The sequence below is a fragment of the Kitasatospora viridis genome, assembly GCF_007829815.1.
GTDB lineage: Bacteria > Actinomycetota > Actinomycetes > Streptomycetales > Streptomycetaceae > Kitasatospora > Kitasatospora viridis.
The window spans coordinates 2,452,951-2,471,258 of sequence record NZ_VIWT01000001.1 but is presented as its reverse complement, the minus strand read 5'-3'; the positions used below and the strand labels follow the sequence as shown (position 1 = coordinate 2,471,258).

Annotated in this window: 16 protein-coding genes; 15 read left to right on the top strand and 1 reads right to left on the bottom strand. The window is 71.9% G+C overall.

The features are described from left to right. Positions 1 to 3: 3 nt before the first annotated feature. The 6 genes from FHX73_RS10870 (at position 4) to FHX73_RS10845 (ending at position 7,038) form a co-directional block, all read left to right on the top strand. A complete protein-coding gene (locus tag FHX73_RS10870) occupies positions 4 to 1,827 on the top strand; it encodes an SCO2524 family protein (protein WP_145904815.1) in 1,824 nt (607 codons plus the stop codon). Positions 1,828 to 1,831: 4 nt separating this feature from the next. Further along, complete coding sequence (locus tag FHX73_RS10865; RefSeq protein ID WP_145904814.1) at positions 1,832 to 2,752, top strand: SCO2523 family variant P-loop protein; 921 nt, start codon at positions 1,832 to 1,834, stop codon at positions 2,750 to 2,752. Positions 2,753 to 2,772: 20 nt separating this feature from the next. Further along, positions 2,773 to 3,726, top strand: coding sequence for an SCO2522 family protein (locus FHX73_RS10860; RefSeq protein ID WP_145904813.1), 954 nt, complete (start codon positions 2,773 to 2,775; stop codon positions 3,724 to 3,726). Then, positions 3,723 to 4,667, top strand: a complete 945-nt coding sequence (locus FHX73_RS10855) for an SCO2521 family protein (protein ID WP_145904812.1) — start codon at positions 3,723 to 3,725, stop codon at positions 4,665 to 4,667. Before FHX73_RS10860 ends, FHX73_RS10855 begins: the two co-directional genes overlap by 4 nt. Before the next feature lie 117 nt (positions 4,668 to 4,784). Next, the gene (locus tag FHX73_RS10850; protein WP_145904811.1) at positions 4,785 to 5,717 is read left to right on the top strand and encodes a DUF6879 family protein; all 933 of its coding nucleotides are present in this window, start codon (positions 4,785 to 4,787) and stop codon (positions 5,715 to 5,717) included. A gap of 40 nt (positions 5,718 to 5,757) precedes the next feature. Next, entirely contained in the window at positions 5,758 to 7,038 is a 1,281-nt protein-coding gene (locus FHX73_RS10845) for a geranylgeranyl reductase family protein (protein WP_145904810.1), read from the top strand. Positions 7,039 to 7,075: 37 nt separating this feature from the next. Here FHX73_RS10845 and FHX73_RS10840 read toward each other — a convergent pair whose 3' ends face one another. Beyond that, complete coding sequence (locus FHX73_RS10840; protein WP_145904809.1) at positions 7,076 to 7,762, bottom strand: peptidylprolyl isomerase; 687 nt, start codon at positions 7,760 to 7,762, stop codon at positions 7,076 to 7,078. A 226-nt stretch (positions 7,763 to 7,988) separates the two neighbouring features. On the opposite strand from FHX73_RS10840, the gene FHX73_RS10835 reads away from it, so the two are divergent. The 9 genes from FHX73_RS10835 to nuoH all read left to right on the top strand — a co-directional run bounded on the left by FHX73_RS10835 (position 7,989) and on the right by nuoH (position 18,308). Further along, entirely contained in the window at positions 7,989 to 8,900 is a 912-nt protein-coding gene (locus FHX73_RS10835) for a DMT family transporter (protein WP_145904808.1), read from the top strand. 466 nt (positions 8,901 to 9,366) lie between these two features. Further along, the gene (locus FHX73_RS10830) at positions 9,367 to 9,726 is read left to right on the top strand and encodes an NADH-quinone oxidoreductase subunit A (RefSeq protein ID WP_014137597.1); all 360 of its coding nucleotides are present in this window, start codon (positions 9,367 to 9,369) and stop codon (positions 9,724 to 9,726) included. A 59-nt stretch (positions 9,727 to 9,785) separates the two neighbouring features. Continuing rightward, positions 9,786 to 10,340, top strand: a complete 555-nt coding sequence (locus FHX73_RS10825; RefSeq protein ID WP_145904807.1) for a NuoB/complex I 20 kDa subunit family protein — start codon at positions 9,786 to 9,788, stop codon at positions 10,338 to 10,340. After that, complete coding sequence (locus tag FHX73_RS10820) at positions 10,337 to 11,062, top strand: NADH-quinone oxidoreductase subunit C (protein WP_145904806.1); 726 nt, start codon at positions 10,337 to 10,339, stop codon at positions 11,060 to 11,062. The genes FHX73_RS10825 and FHX73_RS10820 overlap by 4 nt, the downstream gene beginning before the upstream one ends. Then, on the top strand, positions 11,062 to 12,390 hold the full coding sequence (locus FHX73_RS10815) for an NADH-quinone oxidoreductase subunit D (protein WP_145904805.1): 1,329 nt from the start codon (positions 11,062 to 11,064) through the stop codon (positions 12,388 to 12,390). Before FHX73_RS10820 ends, FHX73_RS10815 begins: the two co-directional genes overlap by 1 nt. Beyond that, positions 12,387 to 13,124: an NADH-quinone oxidoreductase subunit NuoE gene (gene nuoE / locus FHX73_RS10810; RefSeq protein ID WP_342795294.1), complete on the top strand. Its 738-nt coding sequence runs from the start codon at positions 12,387 to 12,389 to the stop codon at positions 13,122 to 13,124. The genes FHX73_RS10815 and nuoE overlap by 4 nt, the downstream gene beginning before the upstream one ends. Beyond that, on the top strand, positions 13,124 to 14,488 hold the full coding sequence (gene nuoF / locus FHX73_RS10805) for an NADH-quinone oxidoreductase subunit NuoF (protein ID WP_145904804.1): 1,365 nt from the start codon (positions 13,124 to 13,126) through the stop codon (positions 14,486 to 14,488). Before nuoE ends, nuoF begins: the two co-directional genes overlap by 1 nt. Beyond that, positions 14,485 to 16,938 carry an NADH-quinone oxidoreductase subunit G gene (locus FHX73_RS10800; RefSeq protein ID WP_145904803.1) on the top strand — a complete coding sequence of 818 codons (2,454 nt, stop codon included), beginning with the start codon at positions 14,485 to 14,487 and terminating at the stop codon, positions 16,936 to 16,938. Before nuoF ends, FHX73_RS10800 begins: the two co-directional genes overlap by 4 nt. After that, a complete protein-coding gene (nuoH, locus tag FHX73_RS10795; RefSeq protein WP_145904802.1) occupies positions 16,938 to 18,308 on the top strand; it encodes an NADH-quinone oxidoreductase subunit NuoH in 1,371 nt (456 codons plus the stop codon). The genes FHX73_RS10800 and nuoH overlap by 1 nt, the downstream gene beginning before the upstream one ends.

Here is an 18,308-nt window from a genome sequence, read left to right as displayed (position 1 = left end):
GACGTGCGGATCAAGCCACGCCAGCAGTTGCTGGAGATCTGGGAGGCGGTCTCCGCCCAGCTCCAGCAGGACTACCCGGCGGACGCGCCGCCGAACTGCGTCAGTGAGGCGGAGCGGCTGCTCTGCCTGCTCTACCCGGCGACCGAGGTGCCGGCGCTGCGCCTGGACCTGCCGGACGAGACGGCCGAGGACGTGCTGGCCGCGCTGCGCAAGCTCGGTGACAGCGTGGAGGTCCCGCGCTCGCTGCTGGACCTCACGGCCGAGTACTTCGAGCGCAACAGCGAGTCGGGCGCGCCGACCTTCGGTGCCGGTGACTACTACCTGTCCGACGACCCCGGCGTCGCGGTGACCGAGGAGCAGCTGCGGCTCGGCGTGGTGGACTCCTACTCGCTCGCCATCACCATGTGCCTGGCCACCCTCGGCTTCCTCAAGGGGTTCAGCCGCAGCCTGACCCGGCCCGACCTGCGCCGCCGGGCCGACGAGCTGCAGGAGGCCGCGAGCCTGCGGCTGTCCGCCGCGATGGCCGCGCTGCTGCGCTGCTTCACCGTCTCGGTCTTCGAGGCCGACTCCGAGCGCGGCCGCACGCTCTGCGCGATGATCAACCGCACCGGGCTCTCCAACCGCGCCGTGGTGCAGAAGCTGCAGACCAGGCTGCGCCCGCTGCGGGCGATCATCCGCGACCAGTTCACCCTGGGCCTGACCACCGTCGACGCGCTGGAGAACGAGAACCTGCTCTTCGAGTGCGGCTGGTCCTGGGGCGTGGTGGAGGGCGCGCCGCCGGTGGACACGCCCGAGGACGTCGGACCGCAGTCGCCCGGCATCGCGCAGAACGCGCCCTACCTCTACTTCACCGTGGCCGCGCTGGACGGCATCGCCGACCTGTTCTCCGAGCGCACCCTCACCCTGGGCCTGCTGAACGAGGGCCAGCAGCGCCTGGCCACCGCGCTCCAACTGCGCTGGGAACTGACCCAGCGCTACTGGTCGGCGCTGGCCAGGTTCGAGGACGAGGCCTGGCCGCTGGAGAACATCCCCTGGCGCACCACCGACGGCCAGGAGTCGCTCTACTTCTCGCTGCTGGTCAGCTCGATCCTGGTGCAGGACCTGCTGCGCCGCCGGGCCACCGACGCCGACCTCACCCGCACGGTCGCGGTGCTGGAGGAGCTGGGCGTGCGCTCCAAGACCACCCGCCGGATGGTGCCCGGCGACGCCGGGCTGAGCCTGCACCGCCCCGGGGTTCCGCTCACCCTGCTGGGCAGCGAGCGGATCGGACCACTGCTGCGCTGGTCGGTCACCGACTTCTCCCCCCAACTCCTGAAGCGAACCGTCCAGTTGGCCCGCCTGGCGCAGAGCGTCGGCGCGCACGACCGGCTGCTCCGGCTGGCCGAGCAGATCATGGACCACCTCTGGCAGCGCCGGATCCCGGGCGGCCGGTACGCCCGGCTCTGGGACGACCTGAGTGCGGTCTCCCCGGACGTGCCGCCGCACGGCGGAGCGGTCTCCTGGTCGCTCACCGAGCGGATGGTGGAGGCGCTGATCGCCACCGCCAGCATGATCGGCGAGACCCCGATCCGCTCGCCCCGGCTCACCGAGGTCGCCACCGACCTGCTCGGCGAGGCCGACCACCTGTTGGACAAGGAGATGATGGCCGCCACCGGCGGCGGCTTCGCCTCGGTGCAGAACACCCTCAACCAGGCCGAGGCCCGGCTGCACCTGGCCCGCCGACTGCTCCGCGACAACCCGGGCACCGCCTGCGCGCTGGCGATCCAGGTGCTGACCGCGCTGGACGAACTGGCCGCGGCCCGCCGCACGGCCGCCTGGGGGAGTTGATCGCGTGCTGGTCTTCGCGACCTCCGACAAGGGCGGCACCGGCCGCTCGGTCACCAGCGCCAACGTGGCCTACCGCCGGGCCCTGCACGGCGACGACGTCTGCTACCTGGACTTCGACTTCGGCTCGCCGACCAGCGCGGCCGTCTTCGACGTGCCGACCGCGCTGCGCGGCGCCGACCACTCCGGTCTGCACTCCTACCTGCGCGGCGAGTGCGCCGAGCCGCGCCGGGTGGACGTCTGGGGCGAGTCGGAGAGCCCGGCGCTGCGTCGCCGGCCGGCCGGCTCCGGCCAGCTGGTGCTGCTGCCCGGCGACCGGGGCGGCGGCGAGTTCGTGCTCGGCCCGGACACGCCGCGCCGCTGCGCCGAGCTCTTCCTGCGCCTGGAGGAGGAGTTCGAGATCGTCCTGGTCGACCTCAGCGCCGGCCGCTCCTACGCCGCCCAGCTCGTCCTGGAGGCCACCTCGCTGCCCGAGCTGGCCGGCCTGACGGCCCGTTGGCTGGTCTTCCACCGGTGGACCCGGCAGCACATCATCGCCGCCGCCGGATTGGTCTACGGCGAACGGGGCATCATGGCCACGGCGACCTCCCGGGGCCACGACGCGGCGTCGATGCGGGACTCGGTCCGGTTCGTCCGGGCGGCCGTGCCCGACGTCAGGTCACCGATGTTCACCGACCTGCGCCCGGCCCAGGCGCAGTGGTTGAGCATCTGCGACGAGGAGCTCAACCGGCTCGCCGCCCAGCACCGGCTCGGCCCGACCCTGACCCTCGGCAAGGTCCCGCTGGACCCGGTCCTGCAGTGGCGCGAGCAACTGATCACCGACGACGACGTACTGCTGCACCAGGTGGCCAACGTGGAGACCGCGCAGGCCTTCGCGGACCTGGCGGTGGCACTGACCGACCACCGGCGCTGGCAGTCGCCGTTGTGACCGACGGCGGGGGAGGGGCGATGGAGACGACATTCCGGGAGGCCTCGGCCGACCCGCGCACGGCGGCGCTGCCGCTGGCCCACCTCTCGCTGGAGCTGGGCCACCTCTACATGGACGACTTCGCGGCCGGCCCGGTGCGGCTGCGCGAGCACTTCGCCCGGATCCGCCCGTGGGTCGACGCGGCCCGGGAGAGCTGCGCCGGTGCGGTGGGCAGGCGGCCGCGGATCAGCACCTGCTTCCTGATCGACGACTACTTCACCCGCTTCTCCTCGCCCGCCGAGGTGGTGCCGCAGATCGTCGAGGAGGCGGCCCGGGCCGGCCTGGTGATCGACTACCTGGCCCGCGAGTCCGCGTGCGCCGAGGCCGGTCCGGTCCGGCCCGCACAGCTGGTCGAGGCCCGGCTGGTGCCCTCCCCGCCACCCGGCAGCACCGGCTCCCGGCCGCCCGCCACCGAGACCGGCTGGCTGAGCAACGGCGAGCGATCGCCGGTGGACTCGCTGGCCGAGGCGATGAGCGAGACCGCCGGCTGGCGCCCGCCCCGGGAGATCGAGGCCCGCCGGCACTCGGTCTTCCTGGACGTCGAGCTCTGGGACGAACAGCACGGCAGGCGCACCTGGTCCTGCCCGTTCCTGGCCGCCGTCTGGCAACTGCTCCGCCTGGGGCTGCTGCGCGACCAGGGCCAGGAGGTGCTGCGGCCGGCCGAGGCGCCGCAGGACCTCCCCGGATCCTGGGACGCGCTGGCCCCGCTGGTCCGGCTCAACCCGGGCGCCGCGCCGTTCGCCGCCTACCGCACCTTCTCGGTGCTGGCCGGACGGTTCCTGCCGATCGAGCACGCCGTCGCGGTGATCCTGGACCAGTGGTCGCCGGAGGAGGCGGTGCTGCGGCAACTCGCCGAACGGGCCCGGCAGGAGGGCGTGGCGCTGCCCGACGGCGTGCGGGCCCGGGTCGAGTACCTGTTCACCGGACCGTCATGACCGGCCCCGAGGAGCGGACCGGAGTGCTGCTGGGCGAGGTCCGCACCGGCCTGCTCCAGCACTCCGTCGAGCTCTCCCGCCCCGCCGCGCTGCAACTGCTCGACCTGCGCCACGGCGAGCGGGTGCGCAGCTCCACCCGGCCCAACCAGCAGGTGCGCTCGCCCGACCTGCTGACCGGGGTGGACTGCCCGCTGCCCACCGGCTCCCGGCGGGCGGTGCGCGGGGTCGGCACCGCCCTGACGCACGCCGTGCTCACCGAGGGGCGGGTGCTGCAGGCCTCGGTGCGGGCGAGGGTCGGCGAGCGGGGAGCCGGGCTCCGGCTGCCCTGGGGGCACTACCTGGCCCGCCCCGGCACGGTGGAGCCGACCGGGCCGGTGACCGACGCGGACCTGGTGGGCGGCCACCTGCTGACCGGTCCGCCGGCCGGCCGACTGGACCTCGGGGCGCTCGCCGAGCGGCTGCTGACGGACCTCCAGGGCCGACCGCAGCTGGACCGCCGGGCACCGTTCAAGTCCCGCCGCACCCGGCTGCTGTGGAGCTGTGAGCCGGGCCCGCCGGCGGCCCGCTTCACCATCGAGGACGGCACCCTGCGCACCCTGCGGCTCAGCCTGGAGCAGGCGGACCCGGAGGCCGTCACCGCGTTCTGCGAGGACCTGGCGCTGCACGACTGGCTGCTGACCACCCTGGTCCAGCTGGTCGACCGCAGCGGCCTCGGCTCGGTGCCCGGTGCCGAGCCGGTGCTGCGGCTGCGCCCGGCCGTGAACCACCTGCTGCACCTGTGGATGCCCGGCGCCCGGGTGGACCGGGTGCTGGCCCAGGTGTGGGGGCACCTGGAGAGCAGTCCCGGCTTCACCCGCCAGTGGGCGGCCGCCGTCCAACGGATCCGCGACCAGCTGGCGTTGCAGGCCGTCGGGCTGGCGGCGCCGGTAGGCGAACGCTAGGCAACGAACGCCAGTCACATCCGTACGGGGGGAAACAGCATGAGCGAGCGTCACTTACCGTCCGTCGGCCACCGAGAGCAACACGGTGGACACGCCGGGTCAGCGGCGGGGGAGCGGGTGCCGCCGCTGCTCCGGAAGATCCTCACCACCACCGTCTCGGGCGGCACCACGCTGCTGATCACGGTGCTGACCAAGCAGGAGCTGATCCCGAGCGTCAACCTCTCGGTGCTGGTCGGCTCGGTCGCGCTGCTGGTCGAGTTCCTGGTCGAGTTCGACGCCCGGCTGACCGAGACCGAGCAGGCCGTCGCCGAACGCACCGAGCAGATGCGGGCCCTGGTCACCGAGGGCTTCGCCCAGGTCAACCGGGCCACCGCGCTCTACGACCAGCTGCAGAAGGCCCCGCTCGCCAACGGGGTGATGACCCAGCTGGCCGAGAACCTGGCCGGCCTCGGTGGTGAGCACCCGCCGATCGTCAGCGCCTTCACGCAGCGCGAACTGCGCCGGCTGGCCGACCTGATGAAGGAGCTGAAGGCCGGTCAGGCCGCCTACGACGGCGAGGACCAGGACTGGCTGCTCACCCTCACGCACAGCTCCGCCATCGGCATCGACGCGATCAGCACCGCCGTGGACACCGGCTTCTGGAGCACCGAGCTGGGCCGCCGGTACCTGGAGGCGCAGCGCGCGGCGGTGCGGCGCGGGGTGCCGGTGCGGCGGGTCTTCGTGGTGCGCGGGGCCGAGCCGCAGGAGTTGGCCGAGATCGAGCGGGCCGGGCGGACCCACCAGCAGCTCGGCCTGGAGGTGCGGGTGCTGGAGGTCACGGCGCTGCCGCCGTGGGCCCGGCGGCCGATGTCCGACTTCATCGTCTTCGACCGGGCGGTCAGCTACGAGGTGCAGACCGACACCAGCGGACGGCAGGACGACGGGACCGGACCGGAACTGATGGTGGCCAGCACCCTGCTGGTGCTCCGGGAGGAGCAGGTCAACCGGCGGATCCAGCGGTTCGAGTACCTCTGGGCAGTCGCCCGGCCCCTCGACGGGCCCACACCGTAGACTGCCGAGCACTAGACCAGTCATCAGGAGTGTTGCCATCGTGACCGAGAACACCGTCGAGAGCAGTGCTGACGTCATCGTGGTCGGCGCGGGACCGGCGGGCTCGGCCACCGCGTACTACCTGGCCCAGAGCGGGCTGGACGTGCTGTTGCTGGAGAAGACGGAGTTCCCGCGGGAGAAGGTGTGCGGTGACGGTCTGACGCCGCGGGCCACCAAGCAGTTGGTGGACATGGGGATCGACGTGTCGACCGGGAACGGGTGGCTGCACAACCGGGGGCTGCGGATCATCGCGGGTGGGGTGCGGCTGGAGCTGGACTGGCCGGAGCTGTCGTCGTTCCCGGACTACGGGCTGGTGCGCAAGCGGGCCGACTTCGACGAGTTGCTGGCGCGTCAGGCGGAGAAGGCCGGGGCGCGGTTGTACGAGAAGTGCAACGTCTCCGGGCCGGTGCTGGACCGGAGCGGGCGGATCACCGGGGTCACCGCGAAGGTGGGGGCGGACAAGCGGGAGGTCGAGTTCCACGCGCCGCTGGTGGTCGCGGCGGACGGCAACTCCACCCGGCTGTCGCTGGCGATGGGTCTGCACCGGCGCGAGGACCGGCCGATGGGTGTCGCCTACCGGACGTACTTCACCTCGCCGCGGTCCTCGGACGACTACCTGGAGTCCTGGCTGGAGCTGTGGGACACCCGGGGCGGCGAGCGCAAGCTGCTGCCCGGGTACGGGTGGGTCTTCGGCATGGGGGACGGCACCTCCAACGTGGGCCTGGGCATCCTGGACTCCTCGCCGGCCTTCGGTGAGCTGGACTGGCGCGAGGTGCTGAAGTCCTGGTGCGCCTCGATGCCGGCGGAGTGGGGCTACACCCCGGAGAACATGACGGACCCGATCCGCGGTGCGGCGCTGCCGATGGCCTTCAACAGGCAGCCGCACTACACCCGCGGCCTGATGCTGGTGGGCGACGCGGGCGGCATGGTCAACCCGTTCAACGGCGAGGGCATCGCCTACGCGATGGAATCCGGCCAGATCGCGGCCCGCACCATCATCCAGGCCCAGGCCCGGGTCACCCCGGCGGGCCGGGAGCGCGCGCTGCAGGCCTACCCGGCGATCCTCAAGGACACCTACGGGGGTTACTACAACCTCGGCCGCGCCTTCGTGAAGCTGATCGGCAACCCGAAGGTGATGCAGATCGCCACCCAGCGCGGGCTCACCCACCCGATGCTGATGCGCTTCACCCTCAAGCTGCTCGCGAACCTCACCGACCCGCAGGGCGGCGACGCGATGGACCGGATCATCAACGGCCTGACCCGGGTGACCCCGACGGCCTGACGCCGGCGGGGCCACCCGCGTGGTGGCCGGTAGGTGGTCAGTGGTTGGCGATCCGCACCGAGTGGATGTCGACCGGCAGGGTCGGGTAGCCGTCGCCCGGGGCGTTCTGGTCGTCCTCGCCGGCGGCGGCGATCTTCTGGAGGACGTCGAGGCCGGCGGTGATCCGGCCGAACGGCGTGTAGGCCGGGGGCAGTTTGGTGTCCTGCCAGACGAAGAAGAACTGGCTGCCGTTGGTGTTGGGGCCCGCGTTGGCCATCGCGACGGTGCCGGCGGGGTAGGTCGCGCCGGTGAGGTTCTCGTCGTTGAAGGAGTAGCCGGGGCCGCCCGAGCCGGTGCCGGTGGGGTCGCCGCACTGCAGCACGAAGATGCCCTTGGTGGTGAGCCGGTGGCAGTGGGTGCCGTTGTAGTAGTGGTGCTCGCTGAGGAAGCGGAACGAGAACGTGGTGCAGGGCGCGGCGGCGGTCAGCGCCTGGAAGGTGACGTTCCCCTGGCTGGTGTGCAGCGTGGCCTGGTAGGGCTTGGCCGCCTTCGCCGGGTCGAAGACCGGGATCCCCTTGAAGTCGTCCGCGGGCACCGACTTGGTGAAGCCGCAGTCGGCGTTGGCGACCGGCGCGACCGTCTTGGCCTGCGGTGACGCGGTGACGGTCGCGGCGGAGGCGGCGCTGGTGGCGGCGAGCACCAGGGCGGCGCTGACCGCCGCGGCGGTGAGGCGGGTCCGGGACATCTGACGGCCTTTCGAGGGCGGCGGGCGGGGCGGGGGAGCGCGAAGTGACATGTGCACAGCCTCCCTGCCCAGTGCGACGGCTGTTCACTCCTGTCGATTCGCGGATCGGCAACGGTCGTTCGGGGCGGCCCGGAAAGCCGTTGATCATCGGGCGGGCGGTGCGGGATCATGCCGGTCGGCGCAACGGAGCGCGGACCTGACGGCGGACCCGCGGACGGAGCCCGGTATGCGAAGCCCTTCACAAGCACGGCTGGCCGATCTGCCGTTGCTGGCCGTGGCGGTCGTGTGGGGGTCGAGCTTCCTGGCGGTGAAGCACCTGGCCACGGCGCAGACCGTGCTGCCCGTGCTGGTGCTGCGGTTCGCGCTGGTGCTGCCGTTGCTGGGGGTGCTGGTGGGGCGCCGGCTGCGCGGGTTGAGCAGGGTGGAGTGGACCGGTGGTGCGCTGCTCGGGCTGATCCTCGGCGGGATCTTCCTGCTGGAGACCTTCGGTGCGGTGCACACCTCCGCCACCAACGCCGGGCTGATCATCAGCCTCAACATGCTGCTCACGCCGCTCGGCGAGAGCCTGTTGGGTCGGGTCAGGCCGTCGCGGCCGTTCCTGCTCGCGGCCGGCGCCTCGCTGCTCGGGATCGCCCTGCTGACCCAGGGCAGTGGTCTGCGGGCGCCCTGCGCCGGTGATCTGCTGATGCTGGGCGCGGCGGTCGTGCGCACCGGGCACATGCTGGTGATGGGTCGCACCCGGGCCCTGCGCGGGACCGACTCCGGCGCCCTGACCTGGGTCCAACTGGCCACTGCCGCCTTGGTGTTCGCGCTGGTGACGCCGTTCACGGGGGCGCCCGCGCCGTGGCGGCTGGCGGTCGGCTTCGGCCCCGCGCAGTGGGGGCTGCTGCTGTACCTGGCGCTGTTCTGCACGCTGTTCGCCTTCGCGGTGCAGATGTGGGCGGTGCGGGCCACCTCGCCCTCCCGGGTCTCCCTGCTGCTGGGCACCGAGCCGCTGTGGGCGGCGGTGCTCGGCATCGCGCTGGGCGGTGGCCGGTTGACCGTCGCGGTGCTCGCCGGTGCGGGGCTGGTGCTGGCCGGCACCGAGGCGGGTCGGCGGGTCGCCCTGCCGCGGCCGTCGGCCCCCGAGCCGGCCTGACGGCGAACCCGAGGTGGCCGGCGGCCCCGCGGCGCGCGTGCGCTTGTGAACCAGGGGTCAAGCCGACGGCGCGGCGGGCGTCACCCGGTCGAGTGGGGTCCCTTAGCACGCGAAGTTAAAGCCCCGAAATTTGCCTTGATCGCAGGATAGTTGATATAGGAACGGCGCCCTGGCCAGCGGGTTCGCAGATAAATATGACGGAATGCGACCGTCTGGGTTCGTTGTGTTCATATCTCGCTACTTGTGCGCATGGCTACGGGTCTGCGAGGTGGTGTAGATCACAGAGATCGTCTCGAACCGCGTGTCGCACGTCACAAGCGGACGGGCATAGGATGCGCTCGATCCGGGCTTTGTGAACTGCCTCACATGGGGTGGATCTCGGGAACCGGATCACCGGATCACCCCACAGTGACCCGGCGGTTCCGATCTGCAGTCAAGGACGACTGGACGGAAGGAGCGACGGCGGATGAATGCCTACGCGCCGATCCTCGTACTGGGTGCCATCGCGGCGGCGTTCGCGGTCGGCTCCGTCGTGATGGCCTCGCTCACCGGCCCGAAGCGCTACAACCGGGCCAAGTTGGAAGCCTACGAGTGCGGCATCGAGCCGACGCCGCAGCCGGTGGGCGGCGGGCGGTTCCCGATCAAGTACTACCTGACGGCGATGCTCTTCATCGTCTTCGACATCGAGATCGTCTTCCTCTACCCGTGGGCGGTCAGCTTCGACGCCCTGGGGATCTTCGGGCTGGTCGAGATGCTCCTCTTCATCGCCACCGTGTTCGTCGCCTACGCGTACGTGTGGCGTCGCGGCGGCCTGGAGTGGGACTGACGCCCCCAGCGGGCGCCCCGACGGGACCGACCTGCCAAACCACTGAGAGGGATGGGTAGATGGGAATCGAGGAGAAGCTGCCGAGCGGCTTTCTGCTCACCACGGTGGAGAGTGCCGCGGGGTGGGTGAGAAAGGCCTCGCTCTTCCCGGCCACCTTCGGGCTGGCCTGCTGCGCCATCGAGATGATGACCACCGGCGCCGGCCGCTACGACCTGGCCCGGTTCGGCATGGAGGTCTTCCGGGGTTCGCCCCGGCAGGCCGACCTGATGATCGTGGCCGGCCGGGTCAGCCAGAAGATGGCCCCGGTGCTCCGCCAGGTCTACGACCAGATGGCCAACCCCAAGTGGGTCATCTCGATGGGCGTCTGCGCGTCCTCGGGCGGCATGTTCAACAACTACGCGATCGTCCAGGGCGTCGACCACATCGTCCCCGTGGACATCTACCTGCCCGGTTGCCCGCCGCGCCCGGAGATGCTGATGGACGCGATCATCAAGTTGCACGAGAAGATCCAGCACGAGCCGCTGGGCGTGAACAAGCGGCGGGCCCAGGAGCTGGCCGAGGAGCTGGCCCTGGACGCCGTGCCCACCAGCGAGATGCGGGGGCAGCTGCGATGAGCGAGGAGCAGCAGCCCGTCCCGCAGACCAGGAAAGAGATCCCGGTCGAGGTGGTCGGCCGGCGCAAGGGCATGTTCGGCGCCCAGGGCAGCGGCGACACCTCCGGGTTCGGCGGCCTGACCGCCGCGGTCGCGCTGCCCGCGCCGGCCGAGCGGCCCTACGGCGGCCCGGCCGGCCGGCCCGGCCTCTTCGACGAGATCGCCGACGAGCTCGAAGGCGCCCTGGAGGAACAGGGCCTGACGGTAAGTCAGGTGATCGAGAAGACCGTGGTCGACCGCGAGGAGCTCACCTTCCAGATCGCCCGCGAGCACCTGCCGCAGACCATGCGGACGCTGCGCGACGACCCGGCGCTGCGCTTCGAGCTCTGCCTGGGCGTCAGCGGCGTGCACTACCCGTCCGACGCCGGAAGGGAGTTGCACGCGGTCTACCAGCTGCGCTCGATCACCCACGGCCGGCTGGTCCGGGTCGAGGTGACCGCGCCGGACGCCGATCCGCGGATCCCCTCGGTGGTGAGCGTCTACCCGACCAACGACTGGCACGAGCGCGAGGCCTACGACTTCTTCGGCATCGTCTTCGAGGGCCACCCGGCGCTCACCCGGATCATGATGCCGGACGACTGGCTGGGCCATCCGCAGCGCAAGGACTACCCGCTCGGCGGCATCCCCGTCGAGTACAAGGGCGCCCAGATCCCGGCGCCCGACCAGCGGAGGTCGTACTCCTGATGACCACTCACTTTGAGGAAGCCGGCGCGCGCGACACCACCGAGGGACGGGTCTTCACCGTCACCGGCGGCGACTGGGGCGAGGTGGTGGACGCCGTCGCCCGGGCGGACGACGAACGCATCATCGTCAACATGGGCCCGCAGCACCCGTCCACCCACGGAGTGCTGCGGCTGATCCTGGAGATCGACGGCGAGACGGTCACCGAGGCCCGCTGCGGCATCGGCTACCTGCACACCGGCATCGAGAAGAACATGGAGTTCCGCTCCTGGGTGCAGGGCACCACCTTCGTGACCCGGATGGACTACCTCACCCCGCTGTTCAACGAGACCGCCTACTGCCTGGCGGTGGAGAAGCTGCTCGGCATCACCGCGGACGTGCCGGAACGGGCCAACGTCATCCGGGTGTTGATGATGGAGCTCAACCGGATCTCCTCGCACCTGGTCTGCCTGGCCACCGGCGGCATGGAGATCGGCTCCACCACGCTGATGATCTACGGCTTCCGGGACCGCGAACTGATCCTGGACGTCTTCGAGTTGGTCACCGGCCTGCGGATGAACCACGCCTACGTGCGGCCCGGCGGGCTGGCCCAGGACCTGCCGCCGGGCGCGGTCGACCAGATCCGCGAGGCGGTCAGGACGCTCCGTTCCCGGATGCACGAGTACGACAAACTCGCCACCGGCAACCCGGTGTTCAAGGCCCGGCTGGTCGACGTCGGCTTCCTCGACCTGCCCGGCTGCCTGGCGCTCGGCGCCACCGGCCCGATCCTGCGGGCCACCGGCCTGCCGCACGACCTGCGCAAGACCGATCCCTACTGCGGCTACGAGAACTACGACTTCGAGGTCGCGGTGGCGGACACCGCGGACTCCTACGGCCGTTTCCTGATCCGGCTGGAGGAGATGCGGCAGTCGTTGCGGATCGTCGAGCAGTGCCTGGACCGGCTGGCCCCCGGGCCGGTGATGGTGGGCGACAAGAAGATCGCCTGGCCGGCCCAACTGGCCGTCGGCCCGGACGGGATGGGCAACTCGCTGGATCACATCCGGCAGATCATGGGCACCTCGATGGAGGCCCTGATCCACCACTTCAAGCTGGTCACCGAGGGCTTCCGGGTCCCGGTCGGCCAGGCCTACGCGGCGGTCGAGTCGCCCAAGGGCGAACTCGGCGTCCACGTGGTGAGCGACGGCGGAACCCGGCCGTACCGGGTGCACTTCCGTGACCCGTCGTTCACCAACCTGCAGACGATGGCGGCCATGTGCGAGGGCGGCCAGGTCGCCGACGTGATCGTGGCGGTGGCCGGGATCGACCCGGTGATGGGAGGCGTGGACCGGTGAGCACTGACCTCGGTTTGCCGGCGCTGCCGGCCAAGCCGTACCCGCCGGAGGTCGAGCAGCGGCTGGCTGCCGACGCCCGGAAGCTGATCGACCGCTACCCGCAGGCACGTTCCGCCCTGCTGCCGCTGCTGCACCTGGTGCAGGCCGAGGAGGGCTTCGTCAGCACCACCGGGATCCGGTTCTGCGCCGAACAGTTGGAGCTGACCACGGCCGAGGTCACGGCCGTCGCCACCTTCTACACGATGTACCGGCGCCGCCCGGCCGGCGAGTACCACGTCGGGGTCTGCACCAACACGCTCTGCGCGGTGCTCGGCGGCGACCAGATCTTCGAGGAGCTCAAGGAGCACCTGGAGATCGGCAACAACGAGACCACCGAGGACGGGAAGATCTCGCTGGAGCACATCGAGTGCAACGCGGCCTGCGACTACGCCCCCGTGGTGATGGTCAACTGGGAGTTCTTCGACAACCAGACCCCGGACAGCGCAAGGCAGTTGGTGGACGACCTGCGGGCCGGCGGCGAGGTCCGGCCGACCCGCGGCGCCCGGCTGTGCGGTTTCAAGGAGACCGCCCGGATCCTGGCCGGGTTCCCGGACGAGCGGGCCGGCGCCAACGACGAGTCCGGCGCGGGCGGCGCCCCGAGCCTGGCCGGCCTGCGCCTGGCCAAGGGCGAGTCGCTGCCCGGCACCCCGGGCGCCCGGGTGGTCTCGCCGCGCAACGAAGGGACGGAAGCGTGATGACCGCCACCGAGCCGGCCGAGAAGCTGCTCACCCCCGTGCTCTCCGCCTCCTGGGCCGACCACCGGCCGTGGTCGCTGGAGACCTACCACCGCCACGAGGGCTACCAGGGCCTGCGCGCCGCGCTGGCGATGGAGCCGGACGCGGTGATCGCGCTGGTCAAGGAGGCCGGGCTGCGCGGCCGCGGCGGCGCCGGCTTCCCGACCGGCATGAAGTGGCAGTTCATCCCGCAGAACGACGGCAAGCCGCACTACCTGGTGGTCAACGCGGACGAGTCCGAGCCGGGCACCTGCAAGGACATCCCGCTGCTCTTCGCCAACCCGCACGCGCTGATCGAGGGCATGGTGATCGCCTCCTACGCGATCCGCTGCGACCACGCCTTCATCTACCTGCGCGGCGAGACCGTGCCGGTGCTGCGCCGGCTGCACGCCGCGGTGGCCGAGGCCTACCAGGCCGGCTACCTCGGCAAGGACGTCCTGGGCAGCGGGATCGACCTGGACATCACCGTGCACGCCGGGGCCGGCGCCTACATCTGCGGCGAGGAGACGGCGCTGCTGGACTCGCTGGAGGGCCGGCGCGGCCAGCCCCGGCTGCGCCCGCCGTTCCCGGCGATCGCCGGCCTCTACGCCTGCCCGACCGTGGTGAACAACGTCGAGTCGATCGCCTCGGTGCCGCCGATCCTGAGCCGCGGCAAGGAGTGGTTCACCTCGCTGGGCACCGAGAAGTCGCCCGGGTTCACGCTCTACTCGCTCTCCGGGCACGTCACCAACCCCGGCCAGTACGAGGCCCCGCTCGGCGTGACGCTGCGTCAGCTGCTGGAGATCAGCGGCGGGATCCGGGCCGGACACCGGCTCAAGTTCTGGACCCCGGGCGGCAGTTCCACGCCGATGTTCACCGACGAGCACCTCGACGTCGCCCTCGACTACGAGGGCGTCGGGGCGGCCGGCTCGATGCTCGGCACCAAGGCGCTGCAGGTCTTCGACGAGACCACCTGCGTGGTCCGCGCGGTCACCCGGTGGACCGAGTTCTACGCCCACGAGTCCTGCGGCAAGTGCACCCCGTGCCGTGAAGGCACCTACTGGCTGGTCCAGTTGCTCCAGCGGATCGAGGCCGGCCAGGGCGAGCCCGGCGACCTGGAGAAGCTGCTGGACATCGCCGACAACATCAACGGCAAGTCGTTCTGCGCCCTGGGCGACGGCGCGGCCAGCCCGATCGTCTCCTCGCTGCAGCACTTCCGCGCCGAGTACGAGCAGCACCTGGCCGAGCGCCGCTGCCCGTTCGACCCGGCCGCCAGCACCGTCTGGGCCGACGCCCGCCGGGCCGCGGCCCCCAGCCCCGCCACCGAGAGGGAGGTGCACGCGTGACCGTCACTGAGCCAACCCGCACGGAGGTCGAGCTCGTCACGCTCACCATCGACGGCGTCGAAGTCCAGGTCCCCAAGGGCACCCTGGTGATCCGCGCGGCCGAGCAGATCGGCACCCAGGTGCCGAGGTTCTGCGACCACCCGTTGCTCGACCCGGCCGGCGCCTGCCGGCAGTGCATCGTGGAGATCGAGGGCCAGCGCAAGCCGGTCGCCTCCTGCACCATCCCGGTCGCCGAGGGCATGGTGGTGCGCACCCAGGTCAGCTCGCCGGTGGCCGAGAAGGCCCAGCGCGGCGTGATGGAGCTGCTGCTGATCAACCACCCGCTGGACTGCCCGGTCTGCGACAAGGGCGGCGAGTGCCCGCTGCAGAACCAGGCGATGTCCAACGGCCAGGCCGAGTCCCGGTTCGACGGGATGAAGCGGACGTACGAGAAGCCGGTGCCGATCAGCAGCCAGGTGCTGCTGGACCGGGAGCGCTGCGTGCTCTGCGCCCGCTGCACCCGGTTCTCCCAGCAGATCGCCGGCGACCCGCTCATCGACCTGGTGGAGCGCGGCGCGCTGCAGCAGGTCGGCACCGGGGCCGGCGACGACTTCGAGTCGTACTTCTCCGGCAACACCATCCAGATCTGCCCGGTCGGCGCGCTCACCTCGGCCGCCTACCGGTTCCGCTCCCGCCCGTTCGACCTGGTCTCCTCGCCCAGCGTCTGCGAGCACTGCTCCGCCGGGTGCGCGCAGCGCACCGACCACCGGCGCGGCAAGGTGCTGCGCCGACTGGCCGGCGAGGACCCGGCGGTGAACGAGGAGTGGAACTGCGACAAGGGCCGGTTCGCCTTCCGCTACGCCCAGCAGCGGGACCGGCTGACCAGCCCGCTGGTCCGCGACCCGGCCACCGGCGAACTGGTGGAGGCCTCCTGGCCGCAGGCGCTGGCCGCCGCGGCCGAGGGGCTGCGCGGCGCCCGGGCCGGCGTGCTGGCCGGCGGGCGGGTGACCGTGGAGGACGCCTACGGCTACGCCAAGTTCGCCCGGGTGGTGCTCGGCACCAACGACGTGGACTTCCGGGCCCGCCCGCACAGCGCCGAGGAGGCCGACTTCCTGGCCGCCGCGGTCGCCGGGCAGGGCGTGGACCTGTCCGGGCAGGGGGTCAGCTACCAGGCCCTGGAAGAGGCCCCGGCCGTGCTGCTCGCGGGCTTCGAGCCCGAGGAGGAGTCGCCGATCGTCTTCCTGCGGCTGCGCAAGGCCACCCGCAAGGGCCTGAAGGTCTACGCGGTCGCCGACCACCGCTCGCGCGGCCTGGCCAAGTTGGGCGGCACCCTGCTGCCCGCCGCCCCCGGCACCGAGCCCGAGTGGCTGGGCACGCTCGCCGAGTCGCCCGGCCTGGACGGCGAGGCCGAGCAGGCCGCCGAACAGCTGCGCCGCCCCGGCGCGGTGATCCTGGTCGGCGAGCGGCTGGCCCAGATCAGCGGCGGGCTGACCGCCGCGCTGCGGCTGGCCCACGCCAGCGGCGCCCGGATCGCCTGGATCCCGCGCCGGGCCGGCGAGCGCGGCGCGCTGGAGGCCGGCGCGCTGCCCGGCCTGCTGCCCGGCGGGCGCCCGGTCACCGTGCCGGCCGCCCGGGCCGAGGCCGCCGCCGTCTGGGGCGCCGCGGAGCTGCCCGCCCGGCTCGGCCGGGACACCGGCCAGATCCTGGCCGCCGCCGCGGCCGGCGACCTGGACGCCCTGGTGATCGGCGGGCTGGACCCGGACGACCTGCCGGACCCGCAGCTGGCCGACGAGGCGCTGGCCCGGGTCGGCTTCACCGTCTCGCTGGAGCTGCGCCCCTCGGCCGTCACCGAACAGGCCGACGTGGTGCTGCCGGTGGCGGCGGTGGCCGAGAAGGCCGGCACCTTCCTGGACTGGGAGGGCCGGGTGCGGATGTTCGAAGCCGCCCTCAAGCCCGACCAGGTGATGGGCCGTCATCTGCACTCGGACGTCCGGGTGCTGAACATGCTCGCGGACGCGCTGGGCCACCGGCTCGGCCTGCCCGACATCCGGGCCGCCCGGCTCGAACTGGACGCCTTCACCCCGTGGACCGGCGACCACCCGGCCGCACCGGCCGGCCACCCCGCCCCGCTGCCCCGGCCGGCCACCGGCCAGGCGGTGCTGGCGGGTTGGCGGCTGCTGCTGGACCGCGGCCGGCTCCAGCAGGGCGACGAGCAGCTGGCCGGCACCCGGCACCCCGCCGTCGCCCGGCTCTCGCCCGGCACCGCCGCCGAGATCGGCGTCGCGGCCGGCGGCCGGCTGCGGGTCACCGGCCCGGCCGGCTCGCTGATCCTGGCGCTGGAGATCACCCCGGAGCAGCCGGACCGCACCGTCTGGGTGCCCGTCAACTCCGTCGGCCAGGGCGTGCACCGCACCCTCGGCACCACCGTCGGTCACCTGGTGACCATCGCCCCGGCTGGGGAGGAGGAGTAATGGCACCCGCTCTGCCGAGCGTCCAACTAGCGGCCGCCTCAGGGAGCCTGGAGTACTTCGGCCGCGACCCGTGGTGGCTGGTGCTGCTCAAGGCGGTGTTCTGCTTCGCCTTCCTGGTGCTCACGGTGCTGATCGCGATCGTCTGGGAGCGCAAGGTCGTCGCCTGGATGCAGCTGCGGATCGGCCCGAACCGGCACGGGCCCTGGGGCCTGCTGCAGTCGCTGGCCGACGGCATCAAGCTGGCGCTCAAGGAAGACCTGGTGGTCGCCAAGGCCGACAAGGTGGTCTACGTCCTGGCGCCGATCGTCTGCGCGATCCCGGCCTTCATGTCCTTCGCGGTGATCCCGTTCGGCCCGGCCGACAACGAGGTCTCGATCTTCGGCACCCGGACCCCGATGCAGCTCACCGACCTGCCGGTGGCGCTGCTCTACATCCTGGCCACCGCCTCGATCGGGATCTACGGCATCGTGCTGGCCGGCTGGTCCTCGGGCTCGACCTACCCGCTGCTCGGCGGCCTGCGCTCCTCGGCGCAGATGATCTCCTACGAGATCGCCATGGGCCTGTCGTTCGCCGCGGTCTTCATCTACTCCGGCTCGATGTCCACCTCACAGATCGTCAGCGCCCAGCAGCCGACCTGGTTCGCGGTGCTGCTGCCGGTCTCCTTCATCGTGTACGTCATCGCGATGGTCGGTGAGACCAACCGGGCCCCGTTCGACCTGCCGGAGGCCGAGGGCGAGCTGGTCGGCGGCTTCAACACCGAGTACAGCTCGCTGAAGTTCGCGATGTTCATGCTGGCCGAGTACGTCAACATGGTCACCGTCTCGGCCGTCGCCTCCACCCTCTTCCTGGGCGGCTGGCGGGCCCCGTGGCCGATCTCCACCTTCTGGGCCGGCGCCAACCACGGCTGGTGGCCGATGCTCTGGATCGTCATCAAGATCCAGCTGCTGCTCTTCTTCTTCATCTGGCTGCGCGGCACGCTGCCCCGGCTGCGCTACGACCAGTTCATGAAGCTGGGCTGGAAGGTGCTGATCCCGGTCTCGCTGGTCTGGCTGGTGATGGTGGCCAGCGTCCGGGCGCTGCGCAACGAGGGCCACGGCTTCGGCCAGGTGGTGCTCTACGTCGGGGCGCCGGTGATCGCGGTGCTGCTGCTCTCGCTGGTCTGGGACGCCTTCCGGCGCAAGGAGCCGGTCAAGCAGTTCGAGCCGCCGGCCGCCTTCGACCCGATGGCGGGCGGGTACCCCGTGCCGCCGCTGCCCGGCCAGCAACTGCCGCCCGTGCCGCGCCGGCGCAGCCGGGTGCCGCAGGCGCAGCCGCCCGCCGAACCACTGCAGGACGCGCTCAACGGCGCCAACCAGTCCGAAGGGAGCTGA